Annotated in this window: 21 protein-coding genes and 1 riboswitch; of the genes, 5 read left to right on the top strand and 16 right to left on the bottom strand. The window is 72.1% G+C overall.

The genetic code is table 11. The features are described 5' to 3' along the window. Positions 1 to 15: 15 nt before the first annotated feature. The 7 genes from ACIQAC_RS22830 to ACIQAC_RS22800 form a co-directional block, all read right to left on the bottom strand. The gene (locus tag ACIQAC_RS22830; RefSeq protein ID WP_402193710.1) at positions 16 to 852 is read right to left on the bottom strand and encodes an ABC transporter ATP-binding protein; all 837 of its coding nucleotides are present in this window, start codon (positions 850 to 852) and stop codon (positions 16 to 18) included. Then, complete coding sequence (locus ACIQAC_RS22825) at positions 849 to 1,781, bottom strand: ABC transporter ATP-binding protein (protein ID WP_402193708.1); 933 nt, start codon at positions 1,779 to 1,781, stop codon at positions 849 to 851. The genes ACIQAC_RS22830 and ACIQAC_RS22825 overlap by 4 nt, the downstream gene beginning before the upstream one ends. After that, complete coding sequence (locus ACIQAC_RS22820; RefSeq protein ID WP_402193706.1) at positions 1,781 to 2,668, bottom strand: ABC transporter permease; 888 nt, start codon at positions 2,666 to 2,668, stop codon at positions 1,781 to 1,783. Before ACIQAC_RS22820 ends, ACIQAC_RS22825 begins: the two co-directional genes overlap by 1 nt. Positions 2,669 to 2,671: 3 nt before the next feature. Next, positions 2,672 to 3,700 (bottom strand): ABC transporter permease, encoded by a 1,029-nt coding sequence (locus tag ACIQAC_RS22815; protein WP_402193704.1) that lies wholly within the window; start codon positions 3,698 to 3,700, stop codon positions 2,672 to 2,674. Positions 3,701 to 3,732: 32 nt separating this feature from the next. Beyond that, positions 3,733 to 5,307 carry an ABC transporter substrate-binding protein gene (locus ACIQAC_RS22810; RefSeq protein ID WP_402193703.1) on the bottom strand — a complete coding sequence of 525 codons (1,575 nt, stop codon included), beginning with the start codon at positions 5,305 to 5,307 and terminating at the stop codon, positions 3,733 to 3,735. Positions 5,308 to 5,798: 491 nt separating this feature from the next. Continuing rightward, the gene (locus tag ACIQAC_RS22805; RefSeq protein ID WP_402193945.1) at positions 5,799 to 6,716 is read right to left on the bottom strand and encodes a DsbA family protein; all 918 of its coding nucleotides are present in this window, start codon (positions 6,714 to 6,716) and stop codon (positions 5,799 to 5,801) included. Positions 6,717 to 6,775: 59 nt separating this feature from the next. Beyond that, a complete protein-coding gene (locus ACIQAC_RS22800) occupies positions 6,776 to 7,210 on the bottom strand; it encodes an RrF2 family transcriptional regulator (RefSeq protein ID WP_402193701.1) in 435 nt (144 codons plus the stop codon). A gap of 138 nt (positions 7,211 to 7,348) precedes the next feature. On the opposite strand from ACIQAC_RS22800, the gene ACIQAC_RS22795 reads away from it, so the two are divergent. Further along, positions 7,349 to 7,864, top strand: coding sequence for a cupin domain-containing protein (locus ACIQAC_RS22795; protein ID WP_402193699.1), 516 nt, complete (start codon positions 7,349 to 7,351; stop codon positions 7,862 to 7,864). An 11-nt stretch (positions 7,865 to 7,875) separates the two neighbouring features. Here the strand turns inward: ACIQAC_RS22795 and ACIQAC_RS22790 are convergent, their stop codons facing one another. From ACIQAC_RS22790 to ACIQAC_RS22760, 7 genes are all read right to left on the bottom strand, one after another. Next, positions 7,876 to 9,276: an NtaA/DmoA family FMN-dependent monooxygenase gene (locus ACIQAC_RS22790; protein WP_402193697.1), complete on the bottom strand. Its 1,401-nt coding sequence runs from the start codon at positions 9,274 to 9,276 to the stop codon at positions 7,876 to 7,878. Beyond that, positions 9,273 to 10,373 (bottom strand): LLM class flavin-dependent oxidoreductase, encoded by a 1,101-nt coding sequence (locus tag ACIQAC_RS22785; RefSeq protein WP_402193695.1) that lies wholly within the window; start codon positions 10,371 to 10,373, stop codon positions 9,273 to 9,275. The genes ACIQAC_RS22790 and ACIQAC_RS22785 overlap by 4 nt, the downstream gene beginning before the upstream one ends. 262 nt (positions 10,374 to 10,635) lie before the next feature. Then, a complete protein-coding gene (locus ACIQAC_RS22780) occupies positions 10,636 to 11,772 on the bottom strand; it encodes an LLM class flavin-dependent oxidoreductase (protein ID WP_402193694.1) in 1,137 nt (378 codons plus the stop codon). After that, on the bottom strand, positions 11,769 to 13,493 hold the full coding sequence (locus ACIQAC_RS22775) for a dipeptide ABC transporter ATP-binding protein (RefSeq protein ID WP_402193693.1): 1,725 nt from the start codon (positions 13,491 to 13,493) through the stop codon (positions 11,769 to 11,771). The genes ACIQAC_RS22780 and ACIQAC_RS22775 overlap by 4 nt, the downstream gene beginning before the upstream one ends. Next, entirely contained in the window at positions 13,490 to 14,413 is a 924-nt protein-coding gene (locus ACIQAC_RS22770; RefSeq protein ID WP_402193691.1) for an ABC transporter permease, read from the bottom strand. The genes ACIQAC_RS22775 and ACIQAC_RS22770 overlap by 4 nt, the downstream gene beginning before the upstream one ends. After that, positions 14,410 to 15,369 (bottom strand): ABC transporter permease, encoded by a 960-nt coding sequence (locus tag ACIQAC_RS22765; RefSeq protein WP_402193690.1) that lies wholly within the window; start codon positions 15,367 to 15,369, stop codon positions 14,410 to 14,412. Before ACIQAC_RS22765 ends, ACIQAC_RS22770 begins: the two co-directional genes overlap by 4 nt. A gap of 3 nt (positions 15,370 to 15,372) precedes the next feature. Then, positions 15,373 to 16,992, bottom strand: a complete 1,620-nt coding sequence (locus ACIQAC_RS22760; protein ID WP_402193688.1) for an ABC transporter substrate-binding protein — start codon at positions 16,990 to 16,992, stop codon at positions 15,373 to 15,375. A gap of 367 nt (positions 16,993 to 17,359) precedes the next feature. After that, positions 17,360 to 17,473: riboswitch (SAM riboswitch) on the bottom strand. Positions 17,474 to 18,027: 554 nt separating this feature from the next. On the opposite strand from ACIQAC_RS22760, the gene ACIQAC_RS22755 reads away from it, so the two are divergent. Further along, on the top strand, positions 18,028 to 20,016 hold the full coding sequence (locus ACIQAC_RS22755; protein WP_402193944.1) for a discoidin domain-containing protein: 1,989 nt from the start codon (positions 18,028 to 18,030) through the stop codon (positions 20,014 to 20,016). Positions 20,017 to 20,040: 24 nt separating this feature from the next. Here ACIQAC_RS22755 and ACIQAC_RS22750 read toward each other — a convergent pair whose 3' ends face one another. Further along, on the bottom strand, positions 20,041 to 21,201 hold the full coding sequence (locus ACIQAC_RS22750; protein ID WP_402193687.1) for an FAD-dependent oxidoreductase: 1,161 nt from the start codon (positions 21,199 to 21,201) through the stop codon (positions 20,041 to 20,043). 86 nt (positions 21,202 to 21,287) lie between these two features. Between ACIQAC_RS22750 and ACIQAC_RS22745 the strand changes: the two genes are divergently transcribed. Continuing rightward, on the top strand, positions 21,288 to 21,572 hold the full coding sequence (locus ACIQAC_RS22745) for a hypothetical protein (RefSeq protein ID WP_402193686.1): 285 nt from the start codon (positions 21,288 to 21,290) through the stop codon (positions 21,570 to 21,572). An 89-nt stretch (positions 21,573 to 21,661) separates the two neighbouring features. Further along, the gene (locus tag ACIQAC_RS22740) at positions 21,662 to 21,829 is read left to right on the top strand and encodes a hypothetical protein (RefSeq protein ID WP_402193685.1); all 168 of its coding nucleotides are present in this window, start codon (positions 21,662 to 21,664) and stop codon (positions 21,827 to 21,829) included. 33 nt (positions 21,830 to 21,862) lie between these two features. Here the strand turns inward: ACIQAC_RS22740 and ACIQAC_RS22735 are convergent, their stop codons facing one another. Beyond that, complete coding sequence (locus ACIQAC_RS22735; RefSeq protein ID WP_402193683.1) at positions 21,863 to 22,252, bottom strand: MarR family winged helix-turn-helix transcriptional regulator; 390 nt, start codon at positions 22,250 to 22,252, stop codon at positions 21,863 to 21,865. Between the two features lie 240 nt (positions 22,253 to 22,492). Here ACIQAC_RS22735 and ACIQAC_RS22730 point away from each other — a divergent pair, with 240 nt between their 5' ends. Continuing rightward, the gene (locus tag ACIQAC_RS22730; RefSeq protein WP_402193682.1) at positions 22,493 to 22,750 is read left to right on the top strand and encodes a WhiB family transcriptional regulator; all 258 of its coding nucleotides are present in this window, start codon (positions 22,493 to 22,495) and stop codon (positions 22,748 to 22,750) included. The last annotated feature ends 29 nt before the right edge of the window (positions 22,751 to 22,779 follow it).

Here is a 22,779-nt window from a genome sequence, read left to right as displayed (position 1 = left end):
GCTCGGGCGGGCGTCTCACGCGTGCAACAGGGCGCGCAGCGCGTCTCGTTCACTTCGGTCGGCGCGGGCGCCGTGCAGGGTGGGCGCGGACCTGACGAGCAGGCGGGTGTAGGGGTGCCGAGGGTTGCGGATCACGTCACCGGCGGCACCGGCCTCGACGAGTTCGCCCTGGTACAGCACCGCGATGCGGTCGGCGACACCGACCACGGAGCCGAGGTCGTGGGAGATGAAGACGAGGGCCACACCGTCGGCGCGGAGTTCCTTGAGGATCTGGAGGACCTGGACGCGGTTGGCGGAGTCCAGGGCGCTGACCGGCTCGTCCAGGATGACCAGACGGGGTTCGGTGACCAGGGCCCGCGCGACCGCGACGCGCTGCCGCTGTCCGCCGGACAGCTCACCGGGCAGCCGGTCGAGGAGGTCCTCGGTGAGGTGGACCCGGTCCAGGAACGCCCGTACCCGGCTGTGCGCCTCGGGGCGGGGTACACCCCGGACGAGCAGCGGCTCGGCCAGCGAGTCCCCGACGGTGAGATCCGGGTCGAGACTGCGCAGCGGGTCCTGGAAGACGTACTGGATCACACCCCGGCGGCGCAGCGCGCGCCACTGGCGGGGACCGTGGGAGCGGGTCTCCTCGCCGTCGACGACGATCGAGCCCGCCGAGGGGCGCACCAGGCCGAGGACGGTCCGGGCGAGTGTGGACTTGCCCGAGCCGGTCTCGCCGATGATGCCGACGGTCTCGCCCGGCGCGATGCTCAAGGAGACGTCGTGCAGGGCGCGTCGGCGCCGGCGGCGGGTCCCGTAGTGCACCTCCAGCCCCTCGACGACGAGGACGGGGGCGACGGACTCGGTGCTCATACGTCCTCCTGGGCGACGAGGAACCCGGGGTCCACCTCGGAAGCCACGAACCGGGCGTCCTCCTCGGCGGCCAGGAACCTGTCCAGTCCGTACTGTTCGTGCTCCGCGATGAGCAGCCGCGTGTACGCGTGGCGGGGCTGGTGCAACACCTCGTGGGTCGGGCCCTGTTCGACCACCTCGCCCTGCCGCAGGACCAGCACCTCGTCGCACAACTGGGCCACGACGGCCAGGTCGTGGGAGACCACCACGAGGGCGAGGCCGGTCCGTTCGCGCAGGTCGGCCAGGAGATCGAGGATCTCCGCCTGGACGGTGACGTCGAGCGCGGTGGTGGCCTCGTCGGCGATCAGGACACGCGGCCCGGCGGCGATCGCCGCGGCGATGAGTACCCGTTGGAGCATGCCGCCGGACAACTCGTAGGTGTACTGCCCGTAGACCAGCTCCGGCTCGCGCAACTGCACGGCGCGCAGCAGCTCGACGGTCCGCCGGCGGGCCTCTCGCCGCCCGACCCTCTGCTTGACCCGGATCACCTCGGCGACCTGTGCGCCCACGCGGATGGACGGGTTGAGGTAGGAGGCCGGGTCCTGGAAGACCGCGCTGATCGTGGAGCCGCGCAGGGCGGTCCATTCGGCGGGGGAGAGGCCGGAGATGTCGCGCCCGTCGAGCTCGATCGAGCCACCGGTGATGTCGAAGTGGTCGGGCAGGATACCCAGGGCGGCCCGGCAGGTGAGGGTCTTTCCGCTGCCGGACTCGCCGACGATGCCGACCGTCCTGCCCGGCGTGAGGGAGAAGCTCACCCCGTGGACGATCTCCCTCCCGCCGGCCCGGTCGCTGATCCGGACGTCCCGTACCGACAGCACGGCCGGCGCGGACCGTACCCGCTGTGCGGTGTCCTCGGCGGGTGCCGCGAGCTTCTCGGACAGCGTGCTCATCACGCACCTCCGGCGGGAGCGGGGTCGGACGTACCGAGCCGGTTGGCGCGGGCCTTGCGGTTGTTGAGCAGCGCGCGGCCCGCCTCGCCGGAGACGTCGCGGACGGCGTCGGCGAGGAGGTTGCACGCCCAGACGGTGACCACGATCAGCAGGGCGGGCGGGAGCGGGGCCCAGGGGCGCTGGGTGAGGTAGCCGAGGTCGGAGGCGAGCAGGCCGCCCCAGGTGGGGGCGGGTGGCTGGACGCCGATACCGAGGAACGTCAGGCTCGACACGATCACAAAGCCGACACCGACGGTCTGGGCGAGAGCCACGGCGATGGGCGGCAGCACCTTGACCCACACGTGCCGGCGCACGATCCAGCCCAGCGAGGCGCCGGAGACGAGCGCGGCCTCCACGTACTGCGAGCGGGCCACGGCGAGCGTGGCGGCGCGCGAGACCCGGTAGAACAGCGGCGAGACCAGCACGCCGGTGACGAGCATCGCCTGGGTGATGCCGTTGCCGAGCAGTGCGACGACGGCGACGGCGAACAGCAGGAAGGGCAGGGCGACCAGGGTGTCGGCGAGCCTGAGGGTGATCCATTCGAAGGCCCGGCCCAGGTAGACCGAGAGGATGCCGGGGACCACACCGACCACCAGCGCGGTGAGCGCGACCTCCAGTGAGCCGAGCACACTGACCCGGGAGCCGTCGAGCAGCCGGCTGAGGACGTCCCGGCCCAGGTAGTCGGTGCCCAGCCAGTGCGCGCCGGACGCGGCGGCCAGGGTGTTGTCGCTGGTCGCCAGCGGATCCTGGGGAGCGAGCACCGGTCCGAGTACGGCGAGCAGGGCGACCACCGTCAGTACGGCCACGGCGATCCGGCCGGACGGCAGCGCGAGAACACGGCGCACCACGGTTCACACCCCCCGCTGCGATGCGGGCGTCACACGCGCCAGCACCAGGTTGACGATCAGGTTGAACGTCACGACCAGGACGATCGAGACGACGAGGACCCCCTGGACGGCCGGTACGTCACCGGCCTGCGCGGAGTCGTTGGCGAACCGGCCGAACCCCTGGAGACCGAAGATCCACTCGGTGACGACGGAGGCGCCGACGAGTGAGGGGAACTTCAGGCCGAGGGTCGCGAGCGCCGGTCCGAGCCCGTTGCGCAGCACATGGCCGAAGAAGATCCGGCGTGGACCGAGCCCCCGTACGACCGCGCCCGTCACGTAGTTCTCGCGGTAGGCGGCGACCAGGCTGGAGCGCAGCTGGCGGGCGACGTCGGCGACGACGTCGAAGCTCAACGCGACCGCCGGCAGGGTGATGTGGGCGAGCCACGGCCCCAGCCCCTGCTCCGCCGGGACGTATCCGGCGGAGGGGAACAGGTTCAGTCCGACCGCGAACACCGCGACCAGCACGATCCCGACGACGAACGCCGGCATCACCGAGATCGCGGTGACGAAGCCGGTGATGGCGCGGTCCACCCAGGTGGTGCGGCGCAGGGCGGCGACCGTGCCGAGGGCGAAGCCCACGACCACCCCGATGAGCAGTGCGAAGGTCGCCACCGACAGGCTCACACCGAGACCGAGGCTGATCAGGGTGGAGATGTCGGCGCCGTTGGTCCAGCTCGAACCGAGCTGTCCGTGCAGCACACCGCCCAGCCAGTCGCCGTACTGCACGAGGAAGGGCCGGTCCAGGCCCCACTGTGCCTCGACCCTGGCGATCGCCTCGGGGGTCGCGTCCTCGCCCAGCTGGATCCGCGCCGGGCTGAGCCCGCTGAGCGAGCGCAGCGCGAACGTCACGAACGTCGCGACCAGGAAGACCGGCACGAAGATCGCGACCGACCGGGCGAGGGTGGCCAGAACTCGGCCCAGCGTGTGCCGCGTTGGGGCCGCGGCGACCGTACGGCGGACGTCGGACGCGGCCTTGGCCTCCGTCGTCGTCATGGGGTGCCCCCTCTCGGTGGTGGGACGGAGTGTCAGCTGCCGCCGACGGTCACGCCGGTCCAGTTGATGTGGGCCGGGTTCTTCGGCAGGTCGGAGACGGACGGACTCTTGGCGATGAGATTGGGCTGGGAGTACGTGAACACCAGCGCCCCGCTCCGCAGACCGGCCCGGGTCGCGGCTTGCAGCACCTTGGTGTACTCGGGGGAGTCCAGCGGGGTCTCGCGGACCTTGGCCACGGCGGCCTCGAAACCGGCCGGCTCGTAGGGTGAGCTGAGGTTGAGCGGGCCGTCGGGGCCGAAGTGCGCGGTGAGCGTCTGAAGCGCCGAGTCCCGTCCCGTGGTGCCGTAGAGCGAGAACGTCAGGTCCTTGGCGAAGAACGGTGTCGCCCAGTTCTTGTCGATCTTGATGTTGACGGTGATGCCGACCTTCGCCAGCTGCGACTGGACGATCTCCGCCTGCGGGTCGTCGGCCGGGATGACCAGGTCCAGCTTGATGTCACCCGGCTTGTGTCCCGCCTCGGCGAGGAGCTTCTGGGACTTCGCCGGGTCGTAGGGATAGGTGTTCGCCGACTCGGGGTCGTAGGCCACGTAGCCCTTGGGGAAGGGCTGGTCGGTCACCTCGCCGTAGCCGAACGTCAGCTTGTCGACGAACTCCTGACGGTTGATCGCGTACCGGACCGCGTCGACGACCTTGGGGTTGTCGAACGGAGCCTTGTTGGTGTTGAGGCTGATGTTGGAGGCGTTGAACCCGGGCTGCACAAAGACGTCCAGGCCGGCCTTCTTGGCCGCGTCCGCCTGGCTGGGGTCGATGTCGGCGAAGTTGTAGACGCCGGTCTTCAGGCCCGAGACGACGGTCGACGAGTCGGGCGCCGAGGTCAGTTCGACGTTGTTGATGTGGATGTTCTCGGCGTCCCAGTAGTCCGGGTTCTTCTTCAGGACCGCCTTGGTGCCCGGCACGATCTGCGTGATGACGAACGGGCCCGCGCCCACCGGGTTCTGGTCCAGCTTCTCCGGTGACCTCGCCGCCTTCGGGCTGGCGATCTGGAGGACGCGCTCACCGAGCAGCTGAGGGATCTGGTAGTCGACCTGGGTGAGGTTGACTACGGCGTCGAGCCCCTTGGCGTCCACCGACTCGATGGAGGTCAGGTCGCCGAACAGCGCTGAGTTCTGCTGCTTCTTGGCGCGTTCCACGGCCGCCTTCACAGCGGTGGCGTCGACCGGCTCGCCGTCGCTGAACTTGAGGCCGGGGCGCAGATGGAAGGTGACCTGGTCGCCCTTCGCGTTGTACTCCCAGCTCCGCGCCAGGTCGGGCACGGCCTTGCCGCTCTCGTCGGTGCGGGTCAACGACGCGTACACCAGGGCGAGTTCGCGGAACTGGGCGCCGCTGCCGCTGACCACCGGGTCCCAGTGGGTGGGGAAGTAGGAGGAGGTCCACTTCAGCGTCGAACTGCCGCTCGCGGCCGCGGAGTCGCCGCCGCAGGCGCTGAGGGCCGGGACCAGCATGGTGGCGAGTGCGGTGCCCAGGGCGGCGGCGCGCAGCCGGCGCCGGGAACGGGGGTGAAGGCCGGGGATCAGTCTGGGCCGGTGCGGCGTGGGTCGTCCGAACATGTCGATTCTTTCTTCGAAGGCTCCGGCCGCGTGAGAGCCGCGGGCTCGGGAACGAGGACGGTGGACCGCGGCGTCGGACGCCGGCGGATGCCGGAACGGGCGGGCCGGAGCGCTGCGTTGCGCGCCGGGGCATGCCGGTTTCACGGCAAAGGGCGTCGGCGGAGTCGCGGGTGGGCCGGGAGAGCCGGGTGAGCCGGGAGGGGAGCGGAAGGCGTGCGACGAGGCGCGAGGGGAGCGGCGCGACGACGGGCACCGGGCGGCCTGCGGAGGTGCGGCCGGCGGGAGCGGTCAGGCGCCTGTGGGCCGGGGGCGGCGGGCGGTCAGCGACAGAGTGCGCTGCAAGTGCGCCGCAGGTCCACGTAGCGGCACACCACACCGGGGTGCGTCGTGAGCATGCTGCACATCCTGGGGGCTGTCATCGGCGGCTGTCAATGGACACCAAAAGGTGTCTCATTCGGCGGGACGGACTCCGAGCGCTGATCAGAGGCCTGTCAGGGCCCGGCGGGAGTGCCACGCACAACGGCGGGATGGGTCCCCGCCTCCTCGGGATGCAGCCACAGCGGGCCGTTGCCGGTCTCGACCCGGACCGCGCCGGCCGGCGGCCAGTGCCCGTGCGTGAGCACACGCCGCTCGGGCTCGGTGAGGCTCCGGTGGTACGCGAGCGCCCGTGCGCCATCCAGCCGTACGGGGCTGGTCGGCAGCCCCGGGTGCAGGGCGTCGAGAGCGGCGGCGTACTCCTCGTACGACCGCCGGCCGGGCACCGCGCGGACCCCGGCGGGCGCACGGACGAGCAGCGTCGGCAGCGCGTACCGGTACCCGCCGTCGGGGGTCTCCCGGGCCGCACCCGGATGCGGCGAGGACCCGTCCGGTACGGACATCACCTCGCGCACCGGCCGACGCGCCTCGGCGTGGTCGGCACGTACGCGGTCGAGTACGGCGGCGGAGGCCGCGTCGGCGGCGAGCCGGCCGGGGTCGGCTCCCGGCACGCCCCGCGCCGCCGCGAGCGCGAGTGCGAGGGTGTCCGCGGGCTCGCCGAGCACAAAGACGCTCTCGCGCAGCCGGCGCAGCACCCGTTCGGCCACCGCCGGGCCCTGGAGCGCGGCTGCCGTGGCGACCTGCGAGGCGGGCCACGAACTCGCCGCGACCCGGCTCAGCGTGAACGCCCTGGGGGCGCCGGTGTGTTGGCCGATGTCCTCGACGTAGCGGGAGTACCAGGCGGTCTCGGCGGCGGGGTTCGGTGCGGGGTCGTCGTTGTCGTCGAAGAGGATGCAGTACACCCGCCGCCAGCGGACCCGGTCGCCGAGGGCGGCACGGAGCGCACGGAAGACGGGCTCGGAGCCCCAGGCCCAGGGACACAGCGGATCGGTGTACTCGACGACCTCGACGGGCGCGAGGCCCGCCTCGGACACCCCACTCGCCACCTCGCCCGCCCCGCGCCCCGGCTCCGGCACCCGCTCCGTCCCCTCCGTCACGCCACCCCCGTCCGGTCCAGCCCTTCGCCGACCTCCTCGGGCAGCAGCGTGGTCAGTGTGGTGGCGCCCAGGACGGCGGCGGCGTCCGCCTCGATCCGGCGCCACACGTCGGGCAGGCCGCCGGCGGGGCCGGGATAGCCGAGCCCGTCCAGCGGCTCGCCCCGCAGGGTGATCAGCTCGCCGTCCACGGCCCGCGCGACATCGAGCAGGGTGATCTCGTCGGCGGGCCGGCCCAGCCAGTACCCGCCCTCGCAGCCGCGCTGGCTGCGCACCAGCCCGGCCCTGCGCAACTCGCCCACCACGGACTTCAGGAAGCGGAACGGAATCTGCTGCGAGGAGGCGATGGCCTCGCACGTCAGGGGGCGGTCGGGTTCGCGGGCGAGCTCCAGCAGGGCCCGCGCGGCGTAGTCCGCCTTCGCGGAGATATGCATGCGCTCATGATGCCCGACGCGCGGGCCCCGGCCACGGCCTTCACCCTTCCCGCTGCTACGTTTCAGGAGCATTGCCGCAGGTGAAGCGCAATGGACACCTCTTGACATCCTTTTCCGGCCAGCTCTACCGTCCGACCCATGAGCGAGCCGCTGACCACCCCCGGCGAAGGATTCCACCCTCATCTCGGCGACAGCGACGACGGGCCGGGCGACCGGACCACACCGCTGCGCGCCCGCCTGCACCACATCCGTGCCGACGCACTCGACGGCGACACCGCCCAGAGCGGCGGCATGCGCAGGTTCGCCGCGATCAGCGGCAGGACGGTGGGCTCCGAGAAGCTGTGGATGGGGCAGACGCACGTCGCCCCGTCGACCGCGTCCTCCGACCATCACCACGGCGAGTCCGAGACCGCCATCCATGTGGTCAGCGGCCACCCCGAGTTCGTCTTCCTCGACGACTCGGCCGGCACACCGGAAGAGGTACGGCTGCGCACCTCTCCCGGCGACTACATCTTCGTCCCCCCGTTCGTGCCGCACCGCGAGGAGAACCCGGACCCCACCGAGGAGGCCGTGGTCGTCATCGCCCGCAGCACGCAGGAGGCGATCGTCGTCAACCTTCCGCACCTGTACGTCCTCGGCGCCGAGGCGGACTGACCCGGCCCCCGTCAGCCCGCTTCCCGGCGTGCGGGCGCCGAGCGGTGGGTGAGGGGATCGCGCAGCCCGAGGTGTTCGCGCAGTGTGCTGCCGCTGTACTCGGTGCGGTACACCCCGCGCTCCTGAAGCTCCGGCACGAGCAGGTCGACTATGTCGTCGAGACCGTCCGGGACGAGATACGGCGTCACGTTGAAGCCGTCGACCGCGCCGTGCCGCACGAAGTGGGCGAACCGGTCGGCCAGACCGGACGGCGTGCCCACATGACCGCGCTGCGGACCGAGCGCGATGACCGTCTCACGCAGCGACCAGCCGTGGGCGTCCGCCTTGGCCCGCCACTCGGCGACGACCTCGCGCGGGTCGGCGACCCGCCGGGCGCCGAACGAGCCGTCGTTCTCGGCGACCACCGGATCCTCCTTGGGCAGTGGTCCGTCGGCGTCCCGGCCGGACAGGTCGATGCCCCACAGCAGCCCCGCGATGCCCAGGGCCGTTGCGGGGGTGACCTGTTGCAGCCGGATCCAGCGCTTCTTCTCCAGCGCCTCCTCCTCGGTGGCTCCGATGATGATCTCGGTGCCGGGCAGGATCCGCAGGTCGTCGTCCGGCCGCCCGACGGCACGCAGCCGGTTGCGGAGGTCGTCGGCGAAGGCCAGCGCGTCGTCGAAGTCGCTGCCGTGCGCGGAGAAGATGACGTCGGCGTTGCGGGCGGCGAAGTCACGGCCCTCGCCGGAGTCACCGGCCTGGAAGATCACCGGGTGCCCCTGGGCGCTGCGCGGCAGGGTGGGCGCGATGTCGACGTCGAACTGCGGTCCACGATGGCGTACTTGACGCACCGCGCCCGGAGCCGACCAGGCGGCCGCGTCCGCGGACCGGGCGACCGCCCCGTCCTCCCAGCCGTCCCACAGGGCATGGGCCACGGTGAGGAACTCCTCGGCGCGCCGGTAGCGGTCGGCGTGGTCGAGGTAGCCGCCGCGACGGAAGTTCGCGCCGGTCCAGGCGTTGTCCGTGGTCACGACGTTCCAGCCGGCGCGGCCTTCGGAGAGCAGATCCAGGCCGGACAGCCGGCGGGCGAGATCGGCGGCCTCGTTGAACGTCGAGTTGGACGTGCTGACCAGGCCGATCCGGCGGGTGACGGCGGCCAGCGCCGCGAGCTGGGTGATGGCGTCGGGCCGGCCGGCCACGTCGAGGTCGTGGATCCGGCCGTCGACCTCGCGCAGCCGTAGCCCCTCGCCGAGGAAGAAGGCGTCGAACAGGCCCCGTTCGGCGGTCTGCGCGACCCGGCGGAAGGACGCGGGGTCGATCTGCGAGCCGCTGTCGGGGGCGGACCAGATCGTCCAGTGGTTGACGCCCTGGAAGAACACCCCGAAGTGCAGCTGGGCGTGGGGACGCGGGACGTCGAGGGGGTCGGTGCGGGTCATCGGGCTTCCTCCTGAACGGCCGCGGCGGCGAAGCGGTTCGCGGGGCGCTCCAGACCCAGGGTCGAGCGCAGGGACGTACCGGGCAGCGGGCGCGCGACCAGCCGCCGCTCGGACAACGTCGGCAGGACGAGGCGCGAGAGGACGGCGAGATCCTCGTCGAGCACCAGCGGGTGCAGCCGTACACCGTCGACATGACGGCTCAACTCGCCCAGGAGCGCGATCAGTCCGTCCGCCGAGCCGATGTGCCGCAGCCGCCCCCGGTCCGTCCACGGTGTGTGCCGTTCCAGGTCGGCGACGCGCTCGGCCGCGCCGGCCTCGGGTGTGTCCAGTGCCACCTCGACCTCGGCGAAGACAAGCGGTGTGCCCGCGGCGGCGGTGCCGCTCGCGACCGCCGCGAGGTCCCGGCCCGCCACCAGGGCGACGTCGAGCTGTGCGGCGGGCACCCGGTCCGCCGCGCCCAGGACGACGAGCTGCCCCTGCGGCGGCCGCGGCACGATCGCCGGGCCCTTCACGGCGTAGGTCTCCGAGGTGAAGTCGATGTAGTGGAGCCGGTCGCGGTCGAGGTAGCGGCTCGTGGCCACGGACCGGACGACCGCGTCGTCCTCCCAGGAGTCCCACAGCGCGCGGGCCACCTCGACACCGTCGCGCGACTCCCGGGCCCGCGCACCGGCGTCGGCGACCACGGGCCGCCCCCACGCGCGGGCCGCCTCGGGACGCTCCTCCTCGCTCACCACCCACCCGGCGCGCCCGCCGGAGATGTGGTCCAGGGACGCCAACTGGCTGGACACGTGGAAGGGTTCGGCGTACGTGAGCGGGACGACGGGCGCGATCCCGACAGTGCTGGTGGAGGCCGCGACGAAGGCCGCACGCTCCACCGCGCCGATCCGGCCCACCGGATCCGGTCCGGCGCCGGGCGGCAGCACACCGTCGTCCAGGGTGATCAGGGTGAACCCGGCGTTCTCCGCGACGGCGGCGACCCGCGCCACCCGGCGGGGCGTGAGCAACTGGTCGGGGGAGTGGGCGGCGCGGCGCCACGCCGCGGGATGGGCGCCGTCGCCGTCGAGCTCGACGGCGAGGTGCAGGGCAGGGCCGGACATGGGTTTCCTTCCGAGGTACACGGGAGCTCGGGGCCGCGGGGCCACGACGAGACGGCCGACGGGACGCGCCGGCGGGGGTCAGACGTGTACGGAAGGACAGACCGCGGAGGACGTACGGCAGTAGTCCACATGGCGCCGGACGGTCAGCCGCGCACGCGCGGGCGCACCGCGGGGTGCCGCACCGGGTACGCGCATCAGGGCCTCCACCAGCCACCGGTCAGGAACTTGCACTTTCAACGTACGTCGTCGGCCCCCGCGCATGTCAAGGGCGCTCGGCGCCGCGCGCCCGGGGCGCCGGGCCCGTCACCCGGGCGTCCGGCGCGGCCGGGGCGGTGGCTCGCAGCCTGGGCAGCAGCTGGTCGCCGACGCGCGCGATCTCCTGCTTGTACGGGGTGTCGGACAGCACGAAGTGGGTGATGCCGAGCCTGCGGTAGTTCTCCAGCGCGTGTGCCACGTCGTCGGCGGAGCCGACCAGCCAGGTGGTCGCGGCTCCGCCGCCGCCGAACCTGCCGGGGGTGGTGTACAGGCAGGTGTCGAGCACCTCGCCGCGCTCGGCCAGTTCGAGGAGCCGGCGCTGTCCGACGGCCGTACCGCGGTTGCCCGTCCAGGTGGAGCCCTCGCCCGCGTCGGCCGCCATCTTCGCGACCCGCTGCTCGGCCGCCCGCCAGGCCTCCTCCGTGGTGTCCCGCACCACCGTGGTGATCCGCAGCCCGAACTCCAGCGGCCGGTGCCGCCGGTCCACCTGGCGGCTCAACGTCCGGAGCCGGTCGATGCGTTCGGCGAGCCCGTCCAGCGGTTCGCCCCAGAAGAGCTGCACGTCGGCCTCGGCCGCCGACACCCGCTCGGCCGCCTCCGACGCCCCGCCGAAGTAGAGCACCGGATGGTCCCGCCCACCTACCGGGAAGGGGCGGGGTGCGACCGTGCAGTCCGTCACCCGGAAGTGCTCGCCGTGGAAGGTGACGTTCTCCTCGGTCCACAGCCGCCGTACCAGATGCAGGAACTCCCTTGTGCGGAGGTACCGTTGCGCGGGATCGACGGTGGTGTCGCCGTAGGCGGCCGGGTTGTCGAGTCCGCTGACGATGTTGACCAGGACGCGTCCGCGGCTGAGCTGGTCGAGCGTGGCCGCGGCGGCCGCGAAGTTGGCCGGGTGCCAGTAGCCGGGCCGCACGGCGATCAGCGGTTTGAACGTGGTGGTCCGGGCCGCGAGCGCCGTGGCGACGGTGAAGGTGTCCGGGCGGCCCCACCCGGTCCCCAGGAGGGCGCCGCCCCAGCCGTGCGCCTCCGCGGTCAGGGCGAGGTCCGTCGAGTACTCGATCGACCCCCAGCCGTCGGTGGTGTCGTCACCGCGGTGGCCCGGCTCGACGGTGTTGGGTACGTACCAGAGGTACTCCGGGCTCATCGTGCCTCCGAACGCTGCGGGGTGGGCGGCGCGGCGGCCGAGGAGGGGCCGCCGCCGGGGGTCGCCACGGGAGCGGTCGGGCCCCCGCCGGGGATCGCCGCGAGCAGCTCGCGGGTGTACGCGTGCCGGGGCTCGGTGAAGAGTTCCTCGGGCGGGCCCGTCTCGACGACCCGCCCCGCCCGCATCACGGCGACCCGGTGCGCGATCTGCCGTACGACGGCCAGGTCGTGGGAGATGAACAGGTACGCCACACCGGTGTCCGCCTGCAACTCCGCGAGCAGCTCCAGGACTTGGGCCTGCACGGACACGTCGAGCGCGGAGACGGGTTCGTCGCACACGACCAGGTCGGGCGAGAGCGCTAGGGCGCGGGCGACGGCCACCCGCTGACGCTGGCCGCCCGACAGCTCCGCGGGCCGGCGCTCCAGCGTCGAGGCGGGCAGCGCGACCCGGCCGAGCAGTTGGCGGGCGCGGTCGATCCGGGAGGCGCGGTCGCCGACCCCGAACGCCCGCAGCGGCTCGGTGATCACCTCGCCGATGGAGAAACGCGGATCCAGGGAGGCGTACGGATTCTGGTAGACGAGCTGGGCGCGGCGCCGCAGTTCCCGGGCGCGGGCGCCCCTGGCGGTGGTCACGTCGGTGCCGTCGAACAGGATCCGTCCGGAGGTCGCGTCGGTGAGGCGGAGCACCAGACGGGCGGTGGTGGACTTGCCGGAGCCCGACTCCCCGACCAGGGCCAGGGTCTGTCCGCGCAGCAGGGTGAGGCTGACGTCGTCGACCGCGCGCAGCGTCCGGGTCCCGCCGCCGCTGCACGGCAGCCTGAACTCCTTGACCAGGTTGCGGACTTCGACCAGGGGCGCCTCGTCGGCGGGCGCGACGGGGACCGGCCTACGGGTACGTGCCGAGGTCAGGCTCGGGGCGCTGGCCAGCAGCCGCCGGGTGTAGGGGTGTTGCGGGTCGGCGAGGACGGCCCGGGTCTCGCCCGCCTCGACGACCCGGCCCTGCTCCATGACCACCAGCTGCTGGGCCCGGTCGGCCGCCACCCCGAGGTCATGGGTGACCAGCAGGATCGCGGTGCCCAACTCCTCGGTGAGGTGCTGGAGATGGTCGAGGATGACCCGCTGCACGGTGACGTCGAGCGCACTGGTCGGTTCGTCCGCGACGATCAGCCGGGGCTTCGCGGCGATCGCGACGGCGATCAGCACCCGCTGCCGCATGCCGCCGGAGAGTTCGTGCGGGTACTGCCGGGCGCGGACGGCCGCGTCGGGCAGTCCGGCCCGGTCCAGCACGGCGACCGCTTCGGCCGCCGCCGTACGCCGGGTCGCCAGACCGTGGATGCGCAGCACCTCGGCGACCTGCTCGCCGACCCGCTTCACCGGGTTCAGCGAGACCGTCGGATCCTGCGGGACCAGCCCGATCTGCGCGCCACGTACCGTGCGCAGCTCCGCCTCCGACAGGGTGGTGAGGTCGTGCCGTCCGAAGCGGACCGTGCCCGCGTCGATACGGCCGTTCGCCGCCAGCAGCCGCGTGACGGCATGCGCGGTGGTGCTCTTCCCGGACCCGGACTCGCCGACCACGGCGGTCACCTGCCCGGGCCGGACGTCGAGGTCCACCCCTCGCACGGCCGGGACGCTGCCGCCCCGGGTGCGGTACGACACGGACAGGCCGCGGATCTCCAGCAGGGGTGCGGTCACGTCATCACCGATCTCATGTCCGTCGCTCACCGCTGCCTCGCCCACTCGCCGTCCAGTGCCCTGGCGATCCGGTTGGTGGCCAGTACGGTCGCGGCGATCGCCAGACCGGGCAGCGCCGTCAGCCACCACGCGTTGGCCAGGTAGTTGCGGCCGTCGGAGATCAACGTCCCCCACTCGGGGGCGGGCGGAGGCGCGCCGTAGCCGAGGAAGCTCAGCGCGGACACGGCCAGGATCGACGCGCCGAAGTCCAGGGTGGCCAGGACGATCACCGGGCCGGCGGCGTTGGGCAGCACGTGCCGTCCCAGCACCGAGTACCAGCGGGCCCCGCAGGAGCGGGACGCCTCGACGAACACCGCCTGCCGCACCCGCAGTACCTCGGCGCGCGCCACCCGCGCGAAGGAGGCGACGCTCGCGATGCCGACCGCGACCGCCACCTTCACCGTCCCGTACCCCAGCGCGGTGACCAGGGCCAGTGACAGGAACAGCGCGGGGATGGAGAGCAGGACGTCGACGAAGCGCATCAGCACGTCGTCCACCCAGCGGCCCACGAACCCGCCGACCACCCCGAGCAGCCCGCCCACCACGAACGCCACCAGGACGGCGATGATCGTGGCCTTCAGGGACAGCTGGGCGCCGTGCACCACACGGGAGAACACATCGCGGCCCAGTTCGTCCGTACCGAACCAGTGACTGCCGCTCGGCGCACGGAAGTTCTCCGCCGGCACCCCTCGAAGCGGGTCCTGGGACGTGAGCAGGCCGGGCCGGAAAGAGGCCAGGACCACCAGCACCACCACCACGGCCGACAGCAGCAGACCCGGGCGGCGCAGCAGGAACCGGAGCACCTGCCGTACGCCGCCATGTCGGCCCGGTCGTGCGGGCGGCCCGGATTCGAGGGGCAGGCCGGTGCCGAGGGCGGCCTCCGCCCGGTCGTCGACCACGCTCTGGCTCATACGAAGCCCGCCTTCCTGTCCGGGGCGACCACGATCCGCGGGTCCAGCAGCGGATAGACGAGGTCGACGAGGAGATTCGTCGCCACGAAGATCAGCGCACCGAACACCACCACCCCCTGGACCAGCGGGATGTCCTGGGCCGTGACCGCTGCCGCCGTCACCCGGCCGAGGCCGTCGCGGGAGAAGACCGTCTCGACCACCACCGAACCGGCGACGAGCTGACCGACCAGCAGGCCGACCACCGTCAGCGCGGGCAGTGACGCGTTGCGCAGCGCGTGCCGCAGATGCACCCGCCACCGGCCGGCACCCTTGGCGCGCGCGGTCTCCACATAGGCCTGGTCCAGCGCGGTGAGCAGACTCTTGGCCAGCACCTGGGCCACCAGCGCGCCTGTCGGGACCGCCAGCGTCACCGCCGGCAGCACCAGCCCCCGCAGCCCGTCGTTCCCGAACGCCGGGAACCAGCGCAGCCGGAAGGAGAACGCCTCGACGAGCATCAGCCCCACCCAGAACGTCGGGACCGACACCCCGAGCGGCGGCAGCGACAGCAGCAACTGCCGCAGCCACCGCTGCCCCGTGTACGTCGCCACCACCGCGAGTCCGCCGCCGAACACCACCGCGAGCAGCAGCGCGGCCCCGGTCAGCTGGAGTGTCTGCGGCAGCGCGTCGGCCACCGTCGAGGTCACCGGGCGGCCGGTGGAGACCGCGTCGCCGAAGTCCCCGCGCACGGCCCGCCCCAGATAGTCGGCGTACTGGAGGAGCACCGGCTTGTCGAAGCCGTACTCGTGCCGCAGCGCGGCGAGCCGGGCCGGGTCGACCTGCCCCGAGTCCAGCCCGGCACCGGCCATCGCGGTGACCGGGTCACCGGGCAGGAGGTTCAGCACGAAGAACGACACCGTGTACGCCGCCCACAGCACACCGACCGCCTGCGCCGGCCGTTTGACCACGTAGTGGCGCATCCGCTAGCCGATCCAGGTGTCGTGCAGCTGGATCCGGCTGCCCGAGTCGAAGTCGAGGTCGTGCACCTTCCCCGACACGGCGAGCTGGGTCTGGAGCTCCACCACCGGCACGTTGTACGCGTTCTCCACGAGGAGCCGCTGCGCCTGACCGACCAGCTCCCGGCGCTTTGCGGTGTCCGTGGTGGCCGCCTGCCCGGACAGTACCGAGTCCAGTGAACTGGCGGGCAGCCGGTAGTAGTTGGTGAGGTCGGTGGAGAAGGAGCTGCGCAGGATGTCCGGGTCGGAGCGGGTCACGTTGCTCCACACCACGTCGAAGTCGCCCGACTGGAGGGTGGTGGCGAACTGGCTGACCTGGAGCTGCTTGAGCACCACGTCGACGCCGACGGCTTTGAGCTGCTGCTGGACCAGCTCCAGGGCGGGCTGGTTGGTGGCCGCGTTGGGGAACCAGGTGATGGTCAGGCTCAGCCTCTTGCCGTCCTTGGCGCGGACGCCGTCGCCGCCGGCCCGCCAACCGGCCATGTCCAGCAGGGACTTGGCCTTGTCCGCGTCGAACGCCAGGTCCGCCGAGAGGTCGGTGTAGTCGGGTGTGGTGCGTGCCAGGACGCTGGTCGCCGGTGCGGTGCCGGTCGGGAACACGGTGTCGGCGATCTGCTTGCGGTCGACGGCGGCCAGGATCGCCTGACGGACCTTGGTGTCCTTGAGGAGGGGCCGGGAGTTGTTGAGTCCCAGGCCGAAGACCACGCCGGGGTTGGCCCGGCGCAGGAGGGCGACCTGGCCACCGCCCAGCGCCGCCTCGTTGGCCCTGCCGACGCTGCTGATCGCGTCGACCTGCCCGGACTGGAGGCTGCCGGCCCGCACACCCGCCTCGGGCACGACCTTGAACACCAGCTTGTCCAGATGGGCCTCACCCTTCTTGGACCACAGGGCGGAACCCCAGTCGTAACCGGTCCGCCTGGCCAGGGTGATCGACTGGTTCTGCACATAGTCGTCCAGCACGAACGGTCCGGAGCCGATCACACCGTCACTGCACTTCTGCTGGGGCGTCCGCTTGACGCTCGCCGACGACTCGATGCCCAGCGAGTGGGTCGAAGTCGCTTGCAGGAACTGCGCGTTGGGCTCCGCGAAGGTCACCCTGACGGTGAGCGGATCGAGCACGGTGGTGCTCTTGACGCCGGTGAGATACCCCTGGGCGAGGGAGCCCAGGGGGCCGAGATCGGGCACCGCGTCGAAGTTGTCCTTGACCACCTGTGCGGTCAGCTCGGAGCCGTCGCTGAAGGTGACGCCCGGCCGCAGATGGAACGTGAACGTCGTCGCCCTGGCGTCGATGTCCCAGCTCTTGGCGAGCCAGGGCACGATCTCGCCGGTCTTCGGGTCCTGGTCGGTCAGGGAGTCCACGATCTGGCGTACCGAGTAGATGCTCTCGTTGCTGCCGACCTGCTGCGGATCCACGCAGCCGGTGTCGGAGCCCACCGCGAAGGTCAGGGTGCCGCCCGACTTGGCCGGGCCGCTGCCGGCGCCGGTGCCGTCACCGCCCGATCCACAGGCGGTCAGAAGGACGGCGCCGGTCAGCAGTGCGGCCAGGGGTGCCCAGCGGGAGTGTCTGAAATCCGGAAGTGCTGTCACGGGAGGGGTTCTCCTGCTCGTGTCACCAGGCACGGCGTGCCATGGGCGGCACAGCCGTGCGGGGGCATGCGACCCCGCACGGCCGGACGCGGGCGCGGGGAGCGCGATACAGACAGGGGTCGGGGATCAGGGATACGACACCGGGAAAGGTGGCGTGGGAGAGGTCGCGAAGGCGCGGGTCCGCGACGGACGTCAGCGGGCGCCGGGCGGGCTCGTCAGGCCTGACAGAGGCAGCTGTTCGAGCGCTTCAGATCGATGTGGAGCCGACGCGAGAGCCGGGAGAACGCCGGGGCGCCGGTACGGGAGGCAGCCCGTTCACCGCCGTGCCGCATACCCGTCCTCCCCGTCTCCGGCCCCGGACTCCGGGGCGCCGCGCTTGCGGGAGTCGTCGGTGACCCCGCCGGGCCTTCACCTGGGGCACCGCACCGCGCGGGAGGGTTGCCGGTCAGCGAGCCAGGGCTTGACGCTGACACTCAATGCCGCTGGCGATGCTACGGAGCGGTCTTGTCGTACGTCAATGGCGCGATTGTGCCGCCGGTTGGCACGGGCCCGGCCGTCTCACGTGCCCGCACGCGCGGAACCGCCCGTGCGGCGCGCCGACTTCACCGTGGCCGACCCGTCGGAACGTCGGCGCGCCGCTGTTCGGGGCGTTCGAGGCCCCGGCGGTCGTGCCCACGTATCCCGCCAGGCCGCACCCGCTGCCGGGCCCTGCCGAACCGGCTCCCCGGTCGGTCACCCGGATCGACTGAGCGACGCAGGTCGCCGCCGCACCGGCAGCGCGGCTACGGCCGGTGAAGTGCCCCGGGCGCCTTCGACGTTACCGCGGGGTACATCTCTGTGTGCAATCCCTTGACTCCGCCTGCCGCACTGGTCATTCTCGTCGCACACCTTGCGCCGGTCATGACAATTCGTCGACCGTGCCGTCCCCTCGACCAAGGGATATGGCCAGTGACCAAGGCTCGACGTAGGTACGGACGCGCGTTCCGCCGGCGCAAAGACCTCACCATCGTGTCGCTGCTGCTCTTCGTGCTGGCAATGGCTCTTGGGCCGACGCCGAGTTCGGCGGCCGACGACGACTGGTGGACCCCCACCGCACGCCCCGCACCGGACTCCGCCATCGGCGTCACCGGCGAACCCTTCACCGGCACCAACGCCCAGGGCGAGGTCCGCGGCTTTGTCGACGCGCACAACCACATCATGGCCAACGAGGCCTTCGGCGGCCGGCTGATCTGCGGGAAGTCCTTCTCCGAAGCCGGGATCGCCGAGGCGCTCAAGGACTGTCCCGAGCACTACCCCGACGGCTCCCTGGCCATCTTCGACTTCATCACCAAGGGCGGGGACGGCAAACACGACCCCGCCGGCTGGCCCACCTTCAAGGACTGGCCCGCCCACGACTCCCTCACCCACCAGCAGAACTACTACGCGTGGATGGAACGGGCCTGGCGCGGCGGCCAGCGGGTCATGGTCAACGACCTCGTCACCAACGGGGTCATCTGCTCGGTCTACTTCTTCAAGGACCGCTCCTGCGACGAGATGACGTCGATCCGCCTCCAGGCGAAGCTGACGTACGACCTCCAGGACTACGTCGACGAGATGTACGGCGGCCCCGGCAAGGGCTGGTTCCGGATCGTCACCGACAGCGCGCAGGCCCGCCAGGTGGTCGAGCAGGGCAAGCTGGCGGTGATCCTCGGCGTGGAGACCTCGGAGCCGTTCGGGTGCAAGCAGGTCCTGGACATCTCCCAGTGCTCGAAGGCGGACATCGACAAGGGCCTCGACGAGCTGTACTCGCTCGGCGTGCGCAGCATGTTCCTCTGCCACAAGTTCGACAACGCGCTGTGCGGGGTCCGCTTCGACGAGGGCGCGCTCGGCACGGCCATCAACGTCGGCCAGTTCCTGTCGACCGGCACCTTCTGGCGTACGGAGACCTGCAAGGGCCCGCAGCACGACAACCCGATCGGCCTGGCCGCGGCACCCGCGGCCGAGGCGGAACTCCCCAAGGACGTCGAGGTCCCTTCGTACAACGCGGACGCGCAGTGCAACGTCCGTGGGCTCACGTCACTCGGTGAGTACGCCGTGCGCGGCATGATGGACCGCGGCATGATGCTGGAGATCGACCACATGAGCGTCAAGGCCACCGGCCGGGTGCTCGACATCTTCGAGGCCGAGTCCTACCCCGGTGTGCTCTCCTCGCACAGCTGGATGGACCTCGACTGGACCGAGCGGGTCTACGGCCTGGGTGGCTTCATCGCCCAGTACATGCACGGCTCGGAGGCGTTCGGCGCGGAAGCCGACCGCACGGAGGCGCTGCGCGAGAAGTACGACGTCGGCTACGGCTACGGCACGGACATGAACGGCGTCGGAGGCTGGCCGGCCCCGCGCGGCGCGGACGCGCCGAACCCCGTCCAGTACCCCTACCGCAGCACCGACGGAGGCTCGGTGATCGACCGTCAGACCACCGGTCAGCGCACCTGGGACCTCAACACCGACGGAGCCGCCCACTACGGCCTCGTCCCCGACTGGATCGAGGACATCCGCCGCACCAGCGGCCAGGACGTGGTGGACGACCTGTTCCGCGGCGCCGAGAGCTACCTGGACACCTGGGGCGCCTCGGAGCGGCACGAGGTGGGCGCCAACCTCGCCAAGGGCGCCTCGGCCACGGCCAGTTCGTCCGAGTGGAACCCGTTCACCAGCTACGCCCCGGGCCGGGCCGTGGACGGCGACCTCTCCACCCGCTGGGCCAGCGACTGGAGCGACGACCAGCAGCTCACCATCGACCTCGGCACCACACGCCAGGTCGGCCGGGTCACCCTCGACTGGGAACGCGCGTACGGGAGTTCGTACCGTGTCGAGCTGTCCGGCGACGGGCAGAACTGGACCACCGCCTCGTCGACCACCGCGGGCGACGGCGGGCTCGACACGGTCCGCTTCGACACCGCCCCGGCCCGCTACGTCCGGCTTCAGTTCCTCGACCGCGCCACCGAGTGGGGCTACTCGCTCAACGAGGTGACCGTGCACCGCAGTTGACACCGCGGCCGACCGGGTCCGATGTCACAGCTCCTTGATGTCGGCCTCCCAGTCGAGCAGTTCGACGAGCGTGTCGTCCCCCGGGCGGGTCTTGCCCGTGGGACGGCCCGCCGAGTCGGACGGGGCGTAGGTGCCGCGGGAGATGGCTCCGCTGGTGGCGATGTTCTGCTCCACCCGGTCGCGGCGCAGCGCCTCGTAGTGGGCCACCGCCGCGTCCACGTCCGGCAGGTCGCGCAGGCACTTGGCCAGGACGACCGCGTCCTCCAGGGCCATCGAGGCGCCCTGGCCCGTCGCCGGTGACGCGGCGTGCGCGGCGTCGCCGAGGAGCAGGGCGCGCCCGGAGCGCCACGGGATGCCCAGCGGCAGCTCGGTCGCGTTGGTCACCATGACGTGCCCGGTGGTGGCGGCCACGATGTCGGCGGCCGGGGTCTTGTCCTCGCCCAGCAGCGGCAGCAGCAGATCGCGCCAGTGCGCCGCGGTGCCCTCGGCGATCTCCGCCGCGGACAGCGGATCACCGCCGACCCGCGCGAACCAGTACGACTCCCCGTCGGGCGAGACCGCGCAGCCGAACGCCACCTTGCTGCCCCGGATCATGGTGATGCAGTCGGACTCGCCGATCGGCGCCACGCCGGTGGTGTAGCCGTAGAAGACACGCTGCCCGGCGTATTCCGGCCGGGTGCCGGGGGAGACCACCTCCCGGACCGTGGAGTTGAGGCCGTCGGCGCCGAGCAGCAGATCCCCGGTCGCCGTGGTGCCGTCGGCGAAGTGGGCCGTGACGCCGTCCTGCCCGTTCACCAGACGGGACAGCCGGGCGCCGTGCCGCAGCTCGATGCCCCGGCGCACCGCCTCCGCCTGAAGGGCCGCGTTGAGCTCGCCGCGGCGCAGACAGCGGAAGTTCAGCAGCGGGTCCTTGGCCTCGCCCATCGGGGCGTGCGCCGCCTCGGCCCCCTGCTCGTCCAGCAGCCGGATCGACGTCAGCGGGAAACCGATCGCGGTCACCGCGGCCGTCGCGTCGAGCTGTCCGAGCGCGCGCATCCCGTTGCTCGCGAGGGTCAGGAAGGCGCCGATGTCCTCCGCGGTGTCGGAGTGCGCCTCGTACACCGCGACGTCGAACCCCGCCTTGTGCAGGGCGAGCGCCGACGCCGTTCCCGCGATGCCGCCGCCGATGACCAGTATTCGCGTCACTTCGCACTCCACTCGTCCACGCACCCGCTTGTGCACACCCTTGTCACCAGGTGAACTTCCCGATGACAGCGGATGGTTTCACGATCATGTCCGCAGCGCGTGACGATACGCCTCCGGCATGCCGAGGACGGCCTGAATTCTGCCCCCGCCCGGCACGGACGGTTCTCGGCCGCTACGCCCCGTGGGAGTGGTGCGACGGCGGCAGTGCGGAGGGGTGTGTGCTGTCCGGCGGGCTGGTGGTGACCGGCCACCCGGTCGCCGCCGAACCGCCCGCCCGTCTGCCGGCCCGCGCGGCCGAGCCACGCTGGGTGATGGCGTACCGGATCGAGGACCTGGTCACCGGGGAGTACTGCTGTACGCGCCGCGCCTGAGTTCCTGGACCCCCGGGCCGGACAACCTGCCGGCCGCGGCGGACGCCGCCGTCCTGGACGCGGCGCACTGCCCCAGCGAGCCCGCGCCCGTGCCCGTGCCCGTGCCCGTGGACGTCTACGACCGGCCCGCCGCGCGGCGCGTCCTGACCCGTCTGGAGGACCCCGACCCGTTGCTCGATCCGGCCTCGGCTGCCCGCGCATGGGTCGCCGGGGCGGGTATCGGGGTCCTGCCCGACGGGGCCGAGTCCGTGCTCTGAGTCACGGGGCCGGTGTGCCCAGCCGCTCCGGAGTCAGTGGTTCAGCATGCGGGCCAGCGCCGCCCGCTGAAGCGGCAGTACCTCGGCGTGCAGCTGCCGTCCCCGGTCGGTGAGGGAGATCCAGACACCTCGCCGGTCCTCCGTGCACACGGAACGGTTCACCAGACCGTCCTTCTCCAGCCGGCCGATCAGCCGCGACAGGGCGCTCTGGCTCAGATGGACCCGGCCCGCGATGTTCTGCACCCTGCACTGGGTGCCGTCCTCGGGCACCTCGGCGACCAGCACGTCCAGCACCTCGAAGTCGCTCGCGCCGAGACCGTGGGGATGCAGAGCGCGGTCGATCTCGCACATCGTGCGCGCGTGCACCGACAGGATGTCGCGCCACCGCGCTTCCAGACCGGCCTCGACCGTGTTCACTCCCATACACGCACGGTAACACCGAATCCCTCGATCGTTGAGTGTGCAACTAGCGCCTGTGGAGGCGGCTGGGGCACGGGGGAATCCAGGGTTACTCGCCGTGTACCCGCGGCGCTCCGCACACCCTGCGCCGATGTCACATTCGCGCCTACCGCACGGTCTCACTTTCAGGGGCCCGCACCGCACGCGAGGCCCTCGGCGCACCGGCTCCCGGGCCGGTCCGCAGCTCGGCGAAGGAGGAGATCCGTGAACTGGCGTGAAGTGGCGATGTGCCGGGGCGAGGAGCCCGACCTGTTCTTCCCCATCGGGGCCGGCACCAGCGGGCCGACGCTGATCCAGACCGAGGAGGCGAAGGCCGTGTGCGCCCGCTGCCCGGTGCGGCAGCAGTGCCTGGACTGGGCCGTGAAGGTCCACCCGGTCGACGGGATCTGGGGCGGTACCACCGAATCGGAGCGCCGGGACCTGCTGCGCGACCCGTCCGCGTCGGCCCGGCTCCGCGTCTGAGGCCGATCCGGCGTCGGTGTCACAGCTTC

The sequence above is a fragment of the Streptomyces sp. NPDC088387 genome (assembly GCF_044753385.1).
Taxonomy (GTDB): Bacteria; Actinomycetota; Actinomycetes; order Streptomycetales; family Streptomycetaceae; genus Streptomyces.
Note: the sequence above shows the minus strand (reverse complement) of the source record. Positions and strands in the feature narration are given on the sequence as shown.